The following is a 14,739-nucleotide window of genomic DNA, read 5'->3' on the forward strand; positions in this document are numbered from 1 at the left end:
TAAACCAATCTGTTGCAATCTAGTATCTCGAATCATCGCTATATTATTTTTAAGGATTATTAATGATGAACGCTCCTGCTGACTCTTCTGTTCAAACATTTCATGGTGGATGCCCGCATGATTGCCCAGACACCTGCTCAATGGTGTACACGGTTAAAGATAAAAAGCTAATTTCAGTGACTGGTAATAAATCTCATCCGATGACGCGCGGTGGGTTGTGTGTGAAATTAAAAGATTATGAAAAGCGTCACTACCACCCAGACCGTTTACTTTATCCGCTAAAGCGGTCTGGCCCAAAAGGCAGCAAGCAATTTAAGCGTATCACGTGGGATGAGGCGCTAGATGAGATTACGAGCAAGTGGAAAGCGATTATAGATACGGATGGTCCGCATGCCATTATGCCAAATAGTTATTTAGGTAACCAAGGGTTAGTGCATGGGCTAAATGGCGGCGATGCATTTTTTAACCGCATGGGTGCAACGGTGTGTGAGCGTACGTTCTGTGGTGAAGGTTCTTGTACAGCTTGGTTGCTAACGGTAGGGCCTACAGCAGGGGTTGACCCAGAAAGTTTCGCACACGCTAAGTACATTGTGATATGGGCGTGCAACTCAGTGAGTACTAACTTACACCACTGGCACATCATTCATGAGGCACAAAAGCGAGGTGCTAAAGTTGTGGTAGTGGATTCTTACGCATCTAAAACTGCCAAAGAAGCCGATTGGCACGTTGCACCTAAACCAGGTACGGATGGTGCGTTAGCCATGGCCATGATGAATGTGATTATTAGTGAGGGTTTAGTCGACCAAGATTATGTTGATCAGTACACTGTAGGCTACAAAGAGTTGGCTGAGCGTGCTAAAACTAGAACGCCAGAGTGGGCGGCGGAAATTACAGGCATTTCAGCGGACGATATTCGAAAATTTGCACGCGAATACGCGACAACACCGCCAGCAGCAATCCGTCTAGGCGTTGCGCTAGAACGAAGTTACGGTGGTAGCCAAGCGATTCGTGCTGTGACAAGTTTGCCTGCGCTTATTGGTGCATGGCGTCATGTCGGTGGCGGAGCATTACAGTTTCCAGTATGGGAGCATCCTTATAAATTTGACGTGATCTCACGCCCAGATTTAATTCCTGAAGGAACGCCCGTGGTGAATAACCTGCAACTAGGACGCGCACTCACAGGTGAGTTAGACCTTAAAACACCGATTAAATCAATGATGGTATGGAATACTAATCCGCTTACACAAGCGCCTGAGACCGACAAAATAGTCAAAGGTCTTGAGCGTGAAGACCTGTTCTTAGTCGTCGCTGAGCATTTTATGTCTGACACCGCCGCGTATGCAGATATTCTACTGCCAGCTGCAATGGGAGCGGAGATGGAAGACATGGTGCTCTCATGGGGGCATCTGTACCTGACCTACAATGAAAAATGTATAGACCCACCAGGTGAGGCGATTCCGAATAACGAGATTTTTAGACAGCTAGCCAAACGAATGGGCTACACCGATGATAATTTCCAGTGGAATGATACCCAGTGCTTAGAGAATTATGTGGATTGGAACTCACCTACCTGTGATGGTATCGATTTAGATTATTTACGCCAGCATGGTTTTGCCCGATTAAAAGCTTTTGGTGATAAAGATACACGCGCACGTCATGCCAAAGGTGAGTTTCCTACCCCTACAGGCAAATGCCACTTCTTGGTGGAGGGGGCAAAAAACTTTGTCGCAGGACCTTTCCGCCAAATGTATGATGGTTTTCAACCGGGTGAAGATTTAGATAGCTTGCCAGATTACGTACCATCTCGTGAAACGCCAGCAACGAATCCTGAGCTCGCAGCTAAATACCCTTTGAATATTATTTCACCGAAGAGCCATGGATTTTTAAACTCATGCTATGCCAATGTGACAGAAAAAATTAAGGGTCAGGGCGAGCAGTTTGTGATGATTAATCAGCTAGATGCTGCCGCACGTAAGATTAAAGAAGGCGACGTAGTGAAGGTGTTTAATGACCGTGGTGCGTTTGAGGGACTGGCGAGAATATCTGATGATGTGAATGCAGGGATTGTGGTGGCTACACTTGGTTATTGGCGGCAGTTGAATAATGGGACGGTGAATTGTATTAGTTCGGCAGAGTTTGGGGATATGGGCCACTCGACTACGTTTAGTGATAATTTGGTGGAAGTGGTGTTGGCCTAGTCGGTTTTGATTTTAAGTAGCTACAAGCAATACAATAGCTATAAAGAGGCTGTTGTATTGCTACCTGAAGAGTAAATTAAATAGTTGCCATGGTAATGAAGTAATCTAAGAACATATTCACGGATGATATCGTGAATTTTCGCATACATGACAAACTGAGCGTCTGCTGATTTATCCGAAACGCCAGAGTGAATTATATCGTTTCTTAATTTAATAATTTCTTCTAAGTTATTTTCCATACCAATATCTTGAAACATCATGTGTAACAATTCCTTAAAACTATATGTTTCCACCTTCTTACCTGGCTTTAGTGGTTTTATAAATCTACCGCCTACGTAATCTATCGACTTACACCGAGCGAATGTTGCCTTTAAATTTTCTAGGATTGTAAAGGCAATTATTAGTCTTAATTCCGTAGGCTGGTTGCAACGCTCTGCTTGGGTCAAGTAGTCAAAAACTACGTTTAGGTTTCTTGTTTTCTCAAGAGTTACATAACTTGGGTAAGTTTGCTCAATGAAGAATTTAATAGTTTCTCCATCTTTAATTTCTATCGAAGTTCTGAAATATTCAGCAGTTCCAATCGCTGCATTTCTAGCGCCACAATTTGAGCCATCTGGGTAATCATGTCCATAACGCACTACTCGCGAAATGCCTGCAAATGATAATAACCAACAAATTCTATCTAGCTCTTCAAGCGTTGTATTTACCTCATTGGCAGAAACATCTTTTACTAGTACTTCTGAGGTCTCTGCAAAAGTGCCTATAAATTTATTTTGCTGGTTTTTAACGATATAGTCATGTTGAGTAAATATGAAAGTTTTTTCTGCACATTTGAATTCGACAATGTTTCGTGACCAAGAGGTGTCGAAATGGTGTGTAATGGTATGTCCAGCCATAAGGCAATTTGCAACATATGCGCGTAAATCAGCCATATTAAAAACCAAAATATTTAAGTAGTTAGTGTATCTTATTTTAATTGTTATAGTTGCCAATGATGAGTGCTGTCGCTCTCGCGCGACTAGCGAGTTTCTTTCTTTTGCTTAGCCAAAAGAAAGAAACCAAAGAAAAGGCTACCCTCTACCGCTTGTTCCCTCGTATCACATACTTAACAGGGGTAAGCGGAAACTCGCCAATAAAAATTATTGGCTCAAACAGCCGCTTGCCTAAAACTCCTGTTAAGTATGTGATACTCGGCGCGGTAGCAAGAGGGTAACGTCAAAATCAGTGTGGTTTAAGCGCTGCTTATTTTATTTATCAATACTACAATTCCGTCATTCCCGCACACGCAGCAATCCAGTGGCTTTGATGAACTTTGGAGATAGCAGGTAATGCAGTAAAATCACGTTATGAATATTTACTCTCTCGCACGTCCTTTGTTATTTCAGTTTGATGCTGAATCTGTTCACGACTTTACTTTAAAAAGCTTAAAAACTGCTGAGCGGTTTGGGGTTTTAAAGTTGTGTGCATCTCCGCCTATTTGTCAGCCTCGCACGGTGATGGGGATTACGTTTCCTAATGCGGTTGGTTTGGCGGCAGGGTTAGATAAAAATGCTGCGGTGATTGATGGGATGGCGGCATTAGGCTTCGGCTTTATTGAGGTTGGCACGGTGACGCCTAGGCCACAACCAGGTAACCCTAAGCCACGTTTATTCCGCGTGGAAAAAGCGCAAGGCATTGTGAATCGCTTCGGTTTTAATAACTTGGGTGTAGATAACCTGATAGAAAACGTTAAAGCGGCTAAATATAAAGGTGTGCTTGGCATTAATATCGGTAAAAACTTTGATACGCCCAATGAAAAAGCAGTGGATGATTATTTGATTTGCATGCGTAAAGTCTATGCGTATGCGAGTTATATCACTGTCAATATCTCCTCACCTAACACTAAAAACTTGCGGGCTTTGCAAGAAAAAGAGGCGTTGTCAGATTTGCTTGCTACATTAAAAGCAGAGCAGTTGAAATTGGCCGAGCAGTTTGGCCGCTATGTGCCGATTGCTTTGAAAATTGCACCGGATTTAGAGCTTGAGCAAGTGAATGAAATTGCAGATTTGTTGATGGCGCATAAAATTGATGCGGTCATTGCAACCAATACAACACTGTCTCGTGAGGCTGTGCAAGGGCTACCAAATGCTGCGGAAACAGGTGGTTTGTCTGGTGCGCCAGTGCGAGATAAATCGACGGTAGTGATTCAGCAATTATCGCAGCGTCTGCAAGGCGCTTTACCCATTATCGGTGTGGGCGGTATTTTGAGCGGCACTGATGCGATAGAAAAAATTGCGGCTGGCGCTAGCTTAGTGCAGTTATATAGCGGATTAATCTACAAAGGGCCACAGTTAATTCGTGATGCAGCACAGGCGCTTGGTTAGTCATCTAGCTTTTGATTAGTATGACATTGCCTATTTTATATTCTTATCGACGTTGCCCCTATGCCATGCGCGCCCGCATGGCGTTGATGTACGCTGGTATTGCAATAGAAATACGTGAGATATCATTACGAGATAAGCCTGCACACTTATTAGCGGTATCACCTAAAGCTACAGTGCCCGTGCTAGTGTTGCTAGGTGGCGCTGTGCTTGAGCAAAGCCTAGACATTATGCACTGGGCTTTACAGCAACGTGATATTGACGGATGGTTATTAGCCGACAGTGAACAAACGCAGCAACTCATTACAGAGAACGATACAAGTTTTAAACAAGCTTTAGACCGTTATAAATATGCGATTCGGTTTCCTGAGCAATCGATGGAAGATTATCGGTCACAAGGTGAGGCTTTTTTGGCTAAACTGGAACAGCGACTGACTCAAACAAACTTTTTGATGGGTGAGCAAGTTAGTTTAGCCGATATTGCAATTTTTCCCTTTATTCGTCAGTTCTCTGCGGTGGATGCTGATTGGTTTGCATCTACACCTTATGTCAGGCTGAAAGCTTGGCTGAGCTTACTGGTTGAATCTGAGTTGTTTAACAGTATTATGGGCAAATACCCAGTATATTCTGATGCTCCTAATTAGTTCGCAATCCATCATACGACTCATTAATTAGCACTAAGTATATTAATTAGATTCAATTTTCCAGCCGGGCAGACGCCACTCGAAGTAAATCGCTAATATCCGCAGTAACGTCATGAGTGCTGCTGGAATAAAGATACAAATCCAAGGTGCAAGGTTAAATTGGTTAAGTAACAATACTAACAAGCCACCTAGGAATGCAATGACTGCGTATGGTTGATAATCGCTGAATGCTTTGGGGATTTCGTTGCAAAAGATGTCTCTCAGCACACCGCCAAACACCGCAGTCAGCACACCCATCAATGTACAGACAATCACAGGGAGTTGTTGCTGTAAGGCGATTTGGGTGCCTAGTGCCGCGTATAGGCCTAAGCCAAGTGCGTCAGGGATAAGAATAGCACGCTCTGTGAGTTGAATATGCTTATTACGCATAAATAGCATTGCCAACATGCAGATGAGTAGCATCAGCCATATCCAGTTGGCATGCTCCACCCAGAAGAATGGACGTCGATCAAGTAGTACATCTCGCAACGTGCCACCGCCGAACGCGGATACACCTGTTACGACAAATACACCAAAGGCATCTAGTTTTTTTCTAGCACCTGCAATAAGACCAGAAAGTGCAAAAGCAGATGTAGCAGAAATTTCAATCACCACTTGTAGTGTAAATGCGTTGACATCAATCATAGATCAAATGCCTTCATAACAAGTGGTCACATCCGTATGCTTAATGTAAAACAAGCTGTATCGTTTTATATGATTCACGAAACAGCTTGTCGTCGCGTCGCTTATCAGATTAAGTTGTTGCTAAATCCTTAGCTTCGTTTTGATTGTTTTCTTCAAATACAAGCGTAACTTCATCTTTATCATTAATATCAACATGTACACTACCGCCATTGGACAGTTTGCCAAACAGCAACTCGTCAGCAAGTGCTTTCCGAATGGTATCTTGAATCAATCTAGCCATTGGGCGCGCACCCATAAGTGGGTCAAAACCTTTTCTGCCGAGGTACGCTTTCAATGCATCGCTGAATGTTGCCTCAACTTTTTTCTCATGCAATTGATCTTCAAGCTGAATCAAGAACTTATCAACAACACGGATAATAATGTCTTGCGACAACGCGGTGAACGAAACGGTCGCATCCAGTCTGTTTCGGAATTCTGGTGAGAATAAACGTTTGATATCCGCTTGTTCATCTCCAGCTTGTTTCGCTGTCGTAAAGCCCATGTTGGATTTAGACAGACCTTCAGCACCAGCATTAGTGGTCATGATAATCGTGACGTTTCTAAAATCTGCTTTGCGGCCATTATTATCTGTCAACGTACCGTGATCCATCACCTGCAATAATATATTGAATATATCTGGGTGTGCTTTCTCAATTTCATCCAGCAACAACACGCAATATGGATGTTTGGTAATCGCCTCTGTCATTAGGCCGCCTTGCTCAAAGCCTACATAGCCAGGAGGCGCACCAATCAAGCGTGATACCGCATGGCGCTCCATGTATTCACTCATATCAAAGCGAATCAGCTCAATGCCCATAATGTAAGCCAGTTGTTTTGCGACCTCGGTTTTACCTACACCAGTAGGGCCACTAAATAAGAAGCTACCAATCGGTTTGTTGTTTTGACCTAAGCCACTACGTGCCATTTTAACGGCAGAAGACAGCGCCTCGATGGCTTTATCTTGACCAAATACCACGGCTTTTAAGTCGCGCTCTAGGGTTTTAAGTGCGTTACGATCATCAGAAGAAATATTTTTTGGCGGAATACGCGCAATTTTGGCAATAATGTCTTCAATTTCTTTATTGCCAATCACTTTTTTCTGTTTAGATTTTGGCAAAATGCGTTGCGCAGCACCAGCTTCATCAATCACATCAATTGCTTTGTCTGGTAAGTGACGGTCGTTGATGTATTTGGCTGATAATTCAGCAGCAGTGGTTAACGCGGCAGCCGTGTATTTCACGCTATGATGAGATTCAAAGCGTGATTTCAGCCCTTTAAGAATCTCGATGGTCTCGGCAACACTAGGCTCAACCACATCCACTTTTTGGAAACGACGAGATAGCGCGTGGTCTTTTTCAAAAATACCGCGATACTCTTGATAGGTGGTTGCACCTATGCATTTGAGAGAGCCATTAGATAATGCAGGCTTCAGTAAATTACTTGCATCCAATGTGCCACCACTAGCGGAACCCGCGCCAATCAATGTATGAATTTCATCAATAAATAGAATAGCCTCAGGCTTCTCTTCTAATTGTTTCATCACTGCTTTAAGACGTTGTTCAAAGTCACCACGATATTTTGTCCCAGCCAGCAATGCGCCCATATCAAGTGAGTACACCACTGCATTGGCGAGTACGTCTGGGATATCTTTTTCTACAATACGGCGAGCTAAACCTTCTGCAATCGCAGTTTTACCAACACCAGCTTCACCTACAAGTAGTGGATTGTTTTTACGACGACGACATAATGTCTGTACGACACGCTCTAGCTCAGATGCGCGACCAATGAGTGGGTCAATCTTGCCTGCTGCCACTTGTAAGTTCAAGTTGAGAGTGTAGTTCTCCAGCGCCCCATTTGGTGCGGCCTCAGCTTCAGCTTCTTGCTCACCACCTTCTGGCTTAGCTGTCTCACCTACTTTTGAAACGCCATGAGAAATAAAGTTAACGATGTCTAGACGTGTTATACCTTGTTGATGCAGAAAAAACACGGCATGTGAATCTTTTTCACCAAAGATAGCGACTAGCACATTGGCGCCTGTCACCTCTTTTTTGCCAGATGACTGTACATGCAACATGGCACGCTGTATCACACGTTGAAAGCCTAGCGTAGGTTGTGTATCAACATCATCTTGTCCAATAACAGTCGGGGTATGTTCTTCAATGTATTGATTTAATTCGGTGCGTAATGTTTCTAATTTTGCCCCGCATGCGCGCAAAACCTCTGCCGCGGTTGGGTTATCAATCATTGCGAGTAGCAAATGCTCAACCGTGATGAGCTCGTGACGCTTTTGTCTTGCGTCCATAAACGCCATGTGCAAACTAACTTCTAATTCCTGCGCTATCATCTCGGTACCTAACTTTCTTTTATGTATCTCTCTTACATTTATGCCATTTCAATGATGCACTGTAATGGATGTTGCGATTTTCTTGCATGGCTAACAACTTGATTCATCTTTGTTTCTGCGATGTCCTGTGGATATACACCACATACACCAGCGCCCTCAGTATGTACTTTGAGCATAATTTGCGTTGCTTGTTCACGGCTTTTGTTAAAAAAATGCTCAATGACCTCAACAACGAACTCCATTGGTGTGTAGTCGTCATTTAAAAGTAGCACTTTAAACATGGGGGGCAATTTTGGTTTTGCAACTTCAGGCTTAAGTGCTGTGTTACTTTCGTGCGGTTTATTTGCCATAGTATGAATCTATTTTGAGCCAAACTGTAAAAAATTCAAGTGTAATTTGATGTATCTTGATGTGATCGTACTACGTAGTTGCAATAATCAATTGCAGAGACTAAGGGAATATTTTGACGCTTTTTACAATTCTATCTTGAGTTTGCAGTATTTCGAGTCGGTGAGCGCCAATTTTAAAGCTAGTATTAGGCTCAGGAATGTCTTCAAAATGTTCAAGAATCAAACCATTAAGTGTACGTGGCCCATCTAAAGGTAAATCAAGATTTAATTTTTTATTGAGGTCGCGTAATGTGCTGGTGCCATCAGCTAGCCAACTACCGTCTTCTTCTTGATGATAGCCACTGCGACGTGAAGGTAACTGTGTACTAAAGTCGCCAATTACTTCTTCTAAAATGTCTTCCAATGTGACCAAGCCTTTTAGTTCACCATATTCATCAACGACTAGCGCAATACGTTCGTGATTTTCTTGGAACTGTTGAATTTGCGTAAATAGAGGCGTGCCTGATGGTACGAAATAAGAGTCATCTATCACCTCGAGTAAAGCTGCCTTATCAAAATCATCTCGTTGATGATGCTCGCGTAACTGGTTGATGACTTTACGTACTTGCAAAATACCAATGATTTCTTCAGACTCGCCTTGTCGCACTGGTAAGCGTGTGTGCTGTGTGTTTGTGATGTGATTTAAAATATCATCGATCGATGCGTCAAAGTTAATGCTTTCAATCATGGTGTGAGCTGTCATGACATCATCTACCGTAATTTTTTCTAGCTCAAATAAATTTAATAAAATTGTGCGATGCTTCTTGGGCATAAAGTGGCCAGCATCTGTGACTATGCTACGCAGTTCATCCATGGTAAGTGACTGAGTTGGAGCATCGAAGTTAACTTTTACTCTGAGTACACGCAATAAGCCAACAACGAATAAATTAACAAACCATACGATAGGGTAGAGTGCTTTAAGCAGAGGATACAAAATATAGCTGCAAAAGAAAGCAAGTTTTTCTGGGTATGCAGCTGCAATCACTTTAGGAGATATTTCACTGAAGACTAAAATCGCAAATGTCACCGTCATCGTGCCAAACATCAATGTCCACTCACCCTCACCAAACAACTCTACGACGATAATGGTGACTAAGGTGGCCGATGCTGCGTTGGCAAAGTTGTTACAAAGCAAAATGACACCCAAAAGTTTGTCAGTTTTAAGCAACAAAAATGTTGCGAGCCTTGCGCCACGATGTCCTTGATTTGCCAAATGTTTTAAACGATAGCGATTGACAGACATCAGGCTGGTTTCAGCCAGTGAGAAAAATCCAGAAATTAAAAGCAGAACGGCAAGCGCGCCAAGCTGCCAAGAAATAGGTATGTTGTTCAAAGTATTATTTGATGGTTACTACGAAGATGTAGTGTATACGTGATGGGGTATTAGAAGCAAGTGCTGTAATTTTCAGTTACTTCATCTCTGCTTGATGAGTGATGTAGCAGCATCAGTATCTTGTTGTTTTGAATGGTAGGGTAGGTGATTAAATCCGCTACAGCATCTTAATTCAATCAATATTAAGTCGCTGTAGCGGCTGAGTGTTACTTAAGCAAACTCTGATGGGTCTGGTTCAGCAACAGCTTCTTTTTTCTCGCCCTCTTTCTTTTCAACATCACTCATTAAGTTGGCGCGGCTAATACCTAACCACATGGCAATCGGGCAAGCCACCAGTACTGAAGAGTAAATGCCAAATAAAATACCAATGGTAAGTGCTAGTGCAAAGTTATGTAGTACCTCACCACCAAACAATAACATCGATAACACCATGAGTTGCGTTGAGAAGTGTGTAATCACGGTACGAGACATGGTGCGTGTAATCGCGTTATCAATCACTTGCGTTACACCTGCTTTACGCATTTTGCGGAAGTTCTCACGGACTCGGTCAAACACCACCACAGACTCGTTAACAGAGTAACCCAATACTGCGAGTACAGCGGCTAGCACGGTCAAGTTGAATTCCCATTGGAAGAATGCAAAGAAACCTAAGATGATAATCACATCATGCATGTTTGCGATAATGGCCGCAACAGCAAAGCGCCACTCAAAGCGCATGGCTAGATAAATCATGATACCAGCGATTACTAAGAGTAAAGCTAGTGAGCCTTTTTCATATAGTTCAGCACCGACTTGTGGGCCGACAAACTCAATACGGCTCATCTGTACTGAGCTATCTACTGCTTTCAAAGAGCCTAGCACTTTGTCAGAAAGTTGTGCGCCGGTGAGGCCTGCTCTTACCGGTAAGCGAATCAATACATCACGACTAGTACCAAAGTTTTGTACTGTGGCGTCTTTTAAACCGATACCGTCAATTGTTGTACGAATCTTATTGAGGTCAGCCGCATGAGGGTAGTTCACTTCAATCATGGTGCCGCCAGTGAAGTCCACACCAAAATTCAAACCTCTAGTTGCCAAAAAAACGATGGCAAGAATGAATGTGATCATGGAGATGGCCGTCGTTAGGCGGCCATAGCTCATGAACGGGATGTCTTTTTTTACTCTAAAAAATTCCATAGTATCTGCTCTATTTTTTGACTGAGGGCGCTAGTTAACTGGAGCGCTTAACCAATTGAAAGGTGAGTTGTTTTACGACGGCTACCGTAGATCCAGTTAACAATTGCGCGAGAAACGACCACCGCACTGAACATCGAAGTCAGAATCCCAAGCACATGCACGACAGCAAAGCCTTTAACAGGGCCTGAGCCAAATAGGAACAGTGCAATACCTGCAATCATTGTGGTCACGTTAGAGTCTAGAATCGTATCCCAGGCGCGATCATAACCAATATGGATTGAAGCCTGAGGTGTATTGCCGCTGCGTAGTTCTTCCCTGATACGTTCGTTAATCAGTACGTTAGCATCAATCGCCATCCCTAAGGTTAGCGCTACTGCAGCTAAGCCAGGCAAAGTGAGCGTTGCTTGCAACATCGACAATACGGCAACCAATAACAGTAAGTTGATGCCTAGTGCCAATACTGAAATTCCACCAAATGCTACATAGTAAATAATCATGAACACAGCAATCGCTGCAAAGCCCCACAGTGTAGAGTGCATACCGCGCTTGATGTTTTCTTCACCCATACTAGGGCCAACAGTACGCTCTTCAATAATATCCATAGGTGCGGCTAGCGCACCAGCGCGTAATAGAAGTGAAATGTCGGTAGCTTCTTGAGTGTTCGCCATGCCTGAAATTTGTACGCGACCGCCACCGATTTCTTCATTAATCACTGGTGCGGTGACTACTTCGGTGTTGCCTTTTTCAATCAGTAAAATGGCCATGCGTTTGCCCACGTTCTCACGTGTTACTTGTTGGAACACGCGCGCACCGCGAGCATCGAGCGTGACATTAACGACAGATTGTCCAGTTTGATTATTCACGCCAGGGCCTGCATCGGTGATGTAGTCACCTGTGAGTACCACGTTCTTCTTCACTAAGATGGTGCCGCCTTCGCGGTCTTTAAATGCGTCAGTACCCATTGGCGCTTGACCTTGTGCTGCTTTTTCCAAAGTCATGGCATCAGATTTTTCTTCATCAACTAGACGGATTTCAAGCGTAGCCGTGCGACCTAAAATCTCTTTCGCTTTCGCTGTATCTTGCACGCCAGGTAGTTGAACCACTACGCGGTCTGCACCTTGCTGTTGGATAATCGGTTCGGCAACACCTAGCTCGTTAATACGATTATGCAATGTTTGAATATTTTGCTTTAGTGCAAACTCCTGAATGCGTTTTTGTTCAACAGCATTCAATGAGGCACTCAACACCATGTTATCGCCGTCAACACTGTCTTTAAGCGTGAGGTCTGGATATTGATTGCTAATAATTTTCTTTGCTTTAGTAAGTTCAGAAGCGCTAGTAAAACGAATCTGTACGGTTTGTCCTTCACGCGTCACGCCTGCATATGAAACGCGCTCTTTACGTAAAGCTGTTCTAAAGTCACCTACAAAACGCTCAGCAGCTTTGTCTAAAGCTGCTTTCATGTCGACTTGTAGAAGAAAGTGCACGCCACCGCGTAAATCTAAGCCTAAGTACATTGGTTTTGCGCCAATACTACGTAACCATTCTGGTGAGCGAGATAACAGGTTTAGCGCTACTGTGTAGTCACTACTTAAGTTTGCCTGTAATACATCTTTGGCCTTGATTTGCGTGTCGGTATTTGCAAAGCGAGCCTTGACGCCACGTGCATCCAAGTAAATGCCGTCGTATGCGATTTTTTCTTGTTGAAGAATCTGTTCTACTTGCGCTAGTAAAGCAGGGTCAACTTTACTTGTGCTTTTTGCAGGGGTGACTTGAATAGCAGGTGACTCCCCAAACATATTTGGAATGGTGTAAATTAGCCCCATCAGAATCATGAAGACAACAAAAATGTTTTTCCACAGCGGGTAGCGGTTCATAGTCAGACTCTAGTCAACGGTTTGCAATTGCTTTGTAGCAATTGCAAAGTGTTTAATAAATTTGTAGATAGATACTTTGAATTAAATACTTTTAATCGTACCTTTTGGCAATGCACTTTGAATCGCATGCTTTTGAACGGTAATTTCAGTATTCGGTGCAATTTCAACAGTGACAAAAGCGTCGGTGACTTTAGTGATTTTCCCAACAATACCGCCAGAAGTAACGACTTCATCACCTTTTTGCAAAGCGGCAATCATGTTGCGTTGCTCTTTAGCTTGTTTCATTTGAGGGCGAATAATCATGAAGAAGAACAGCAGAAAAATCACGATTAATGGCAAGAAGCTAGTGAAGTCTGTGGCAGGTGCTGTTGCAGCATAAGCATTTGAAATAAACACGATATAACTCTCTTAAAAAATAAACTTAAAATAATCTAAAAATCAGCCTTTAATTCTAGCACATACTGTATGTGAATGCAGATGGTGCGAATATGGACTCAATTAAATCAGGATAAACTCCTGCGTTTTGTAGCAAACTCTTGCTTGAATGTTTCGAATGTGCCTGCTTCAATTGCTTTGCGCATGCCAGTCATGAGTTGCTGGTAGTAGTGCAGGTTGTGTATTGTATTTAGTCGCGAACCTAAAATTTCACCAATTCTATGTAGATGATGCAGATAGGATCGGGTGAAGTTGCGGCAGGTGTAGCATGCGCAATCCGCGTCAAGCGGATTGGTGTCGTTCTTATAACTTGCATTTTTAATTTTAACGTCGCCATACTGAGTGAACAGCCAGCCATTCCGTGCGTTACGTGTAGGCATGACGCAGTCGAACATGTCAACGCCTTGCGAGACGGCTGCCACTAAATCTTCAGGTGTACCTACGCCCATTAAATAACGAGGCTTGTCTTGTGGCATTTTGGGTGCAGTATGCGCCAAAATGCGTAGCATGTCCTCTTTGGGTTCGCCAACTGAAAGGCCGCCAATTGCATAGCCATCAAATCCGATTTGCTCTAAACCTTCACGTGAAATATCGCGTAACTCTTCATGCATGCCGCCTTGTATGATGCCAAACAACGCATTGGGGTTGCCCTCGTGGGCTTGTTTGCTTCGTTTTGCCCATCTTAATGAAAGCTGCATAGAGATATCCGCTTCTTTAAGCGTCGCAGGGTAGGGGGTACATTCGTCAAAAATCATGACGATATCTGAATTGAGTACGCGTTGAATCTTCATGGATTCTTCTGGTGTCAGAAAGCATGAATCGCCATTGATTGGTGAGCGAAACTTAACGCCTTCTTCTGAAATCTTGCGTAAATCGCCTAGACTCCAAACCTGAAAGCCACCAGAGTCTGTGAGTATCGGTTTGTCCCATCCCATGAATTTATGAAGCCCACCATGTGCCGCAATGACTTCTAGTCCTGGACGTAACCATAGGTGGAAAGTATTCCCTAGAACGATGTGCGCATCGATTTCGGTGAGCTCTAGCGGGGACATCGCTTTAACTGTACCGTAGGTGCCAACTGGCATGAACGCAGGCGTTTCTACTTTGCCGTGCGCTAGTTCTAAAGTGCCTCGGCGTGCGAGACCATCTTGCTTGTGTAAGGTAAATTGCATGGTGGTGCTAAAAGTTTTGAATGTCGCGATACTAACATAATATGTTTAGTTTGTAGGCTAGCCAGTTTGTGTGCCTGCATACAAGCTT

General features: G+C 43.4%; 12 protein-coding genes. 3 read left to right on the forward strand and 9 right to left on the reverse strand.

Features of this window, described 5'->3' with window-relative positions:
* The first annotated feature begins 65 nt into the window (after positions 1-65).
* Positions 66-2,198, forward strand: a complete 2,133-nt coding sequence (locus tag A391_RS0103465) for a molybdopterin-containing oxidoreductase family protein (RefSeq protein WP_029143967.1) — start codon at positions 66-68, stop codon at positions 2,196-2,198.
* A 38-nt stretch (positions 2,199-2,236) separates the two neighbouring features.
* Here the strand turns inward: A391_RS0103465 and A391_RS0103470 are convergent, their stop codons facing one another.
* Positions 2,237-3,130 carry a DUF3644 domain-containing protein gene (locus A391_RS0103470; protein ID WP_019897372.1) on the reverse strand — a complete coding sequence of 298 codons (894 nt, stop codon included), beginning with the start codon at positions 3,128-3,130 and terminating at the stop codon, positions 2,237-2,239.
* 414 nt (positions 3,131-3,544) lie between these two features.
* Between A391_RS0103470 and A391_RS0103475 the strand changes: the two genes are divergently transcribed.
* A complete protein-coding gene (locus tag A391_RS0103475; protein WP_019897373.1) occupies positions 3,545-4,561 on the forward strand; it encodes a quinone-dependent dihydroorotate dehydrogenase in 1,017 nt (338 codons plus the stop codon).
* Positions 4,562-4,581: 20 nt separating this feature from the next.
* The gene (locus A391_RS0103480) at positions 4,582-5,202 is read left to right on the forward strand and encodes a glutathione S-transferase (RefSeq protein WP_019897375.1); all 621 of its coding nucleotides are present in this window, start codon (positions 4,582-4,584) and stop codon (positions 5,200-5,202) included.
* Positions 5,203-5,244: 42 nt separating this feature from the next.
* Here the strand turns inward: A391_RS0103480 and A391_RS0103485 are convergent, their stop codons facing one another.
* The 8 genes from A391_RS0103485 to tgt form a co-directional block, all read right to left on the reverse strand.
* Positions 5,245-5,886 (reverse strand): trimeric intracellular cation channel family protein, encoded by a 642-nt coding sequence (locus A391_RS0103485; RefSeq protein WP_019897376.1) that lies wholly within the window; start codon positions 5,884-5,886, stop codon positions 5,245-5,247.
* A 109-nt stretch (positions 5,887-5,995) separates the two neighbouring features.
* Positions 5,996-8,269, reverse strand: a complete 2,274-nt coding sequence (gene clpA / locus A391_RS0103490; protein WP_019897378.1) for an ATP-dependent Clp protease ATP-binding subunit ClpA — start codon at positions 8,267-8,269, stop codon at positions 5,996-5,998.
* 38 nt (positions 8,270-8,307) lie between these two features.
* The gene (clpS, locus tag A391_RS0103495) at positions 8,308-8,619 is read right to left on the reverse strand and encodes an ATP-dependent Clp protease adapter ClpS (protein WP_019897380.1); all 312 of its coding nucleotides are present in this window, start codon (positions 8,617-8,619) and stop codon (positions 8,308-8,310) included.
* Between the two features lie 100 nt (positions 8,620-8,719).
* Positions 8,720-9,991, reverse strand: coding sequence for an HlyC/CorC family transporter (locus tag A391_RS0103500; RefSeq protein ID WP_019897381.1), 1,272 nt, complete (start codon positions 9,989-9,991; stop codon positions 8,720-8,722).
* 210 nt (positions 9,992-10,201) lie between these two features.
* Positions 10,202-11,167, reverse strand: coding sequence for a protein translocase subunit SecF (gene secF, locus A391_RS0103505; protein WP_019897383.1), 966 nt, complete (start codon positions 11,165-11,167; stop codon positions 10,202-10,204).
* Between the two features lie 47 nt (positions 11,168-11,214).
* Positions 11,215-13,044: a protein translocase subunit SecD gene (gene secD / locus A391_RS0103510; RefSeq protein ID WP_019897384.1), complete on the reverse strand. Its 1,830-nt coding sequence runs from the start codon at positions 13,042-13,044 to the stop codon at positions 11,215-11,217.
* A gap of 81 nt (positions 13,045-13,125) precedes the next feature.
* Entirely contained in the window at positions 13,126-13,440 is a 315-nt protein-coding gene (gene yajC, locus A391_RS0103515; protein ID WP_019897385.1) for a preprotein translocase subunit YajC, read from the reverse strand.
* A 107-nt stretch (positions 13,441-13,547) separates the two neighbouring features.
* Entirely contained in the window at positions 13,548-14,651 is a 1,104-nt protein-coding gene (tgt, locus tag A391_RS0103520) for a tRNA guanosine(34) transglycosylase Tgt (protein ID WP_029143968.1), read from the reverse strand.
* Between the last annotated feature and the right edge of the window lie 88 nt (positions 14,652-14,739).

Source organism: Methylotenera mobilis 13 (genome assembly GCF_000384255.1).
GTDB lineage: Bacteria > Pseudomonadota > Gammaproteobacteria > Burkholderiales > Methylophilaceae > Methylotenera > Methylotenera mobilis_B.

Bases quoted from the DNA above. Each gene is read 5' to 3' on its own strand.
- secD (WP_019897384.1), bottom strand. From the start codon at position 13,044: ATGAACCGCTACCCGCTGTGGAAAAACATTTTTGTTGTCTTCATGATT.
- A391_RS0103485 (WP_019897376.1), bottom strand. From the start codon at position 5,886: ATGATTGATGTCAACGCATTTACACTACAAGTGGTGATTGAAATTTCT.
- clpA (WP_019897378.1), bottom strand. From the start codon at position 8,269: ATGATAGCGCAGGAATTAGAAGTTAGTTTGCACATGGCGTTTATGGAC.
- secF (WP_019897383.1), bottom strand. From the start codon at position 11,167: ATGGAATTTTTTAGAGTAAAAAAAGACATCCCGTTCATGAGCTATGGC.
- tgt (WP_029143968.1), bottom strand. From the start codon at position 14,651: ATGCAATTTACCTTACACAAGCAAGATGGTCTCGCACGCCGAGGCACT.
- A391_RS0103475 (WP_019897373.1), top strand. From the start codon at position 3,545: ATGAATATTTACTCTCTCGCACGTCCTTTGTTATTTCAGTTTGATGCT.
- A391_RS0103465 (WP_029143967.1), top strand. From the start codon at position 66: ATGAACGCTCCTGCTGACTCTTCTGTTCAAACATTTCATGGTGGATGC.
- A391_RS0103470 (WP_019897372.1), bottom strand. From the start codon at position 3,130: ATGGCTGATTTACGCGCATATGTTGCAAATTGCCTTATGGCTGGACAT.
- A391_RS0103480 (WP_019897375.1), top strand. From the start codon at position 4,582: ATGACATTGCCTATTTTATATTCTTATCGACGTTGCCCCTATGCCATG.
- clpS (WP_019897380.1), bottom strand. From the start codon at position 8,619: ATGGCAAATAAACCGCACGAAAGTAACACAGCACTTAAGCCTGAAGTT.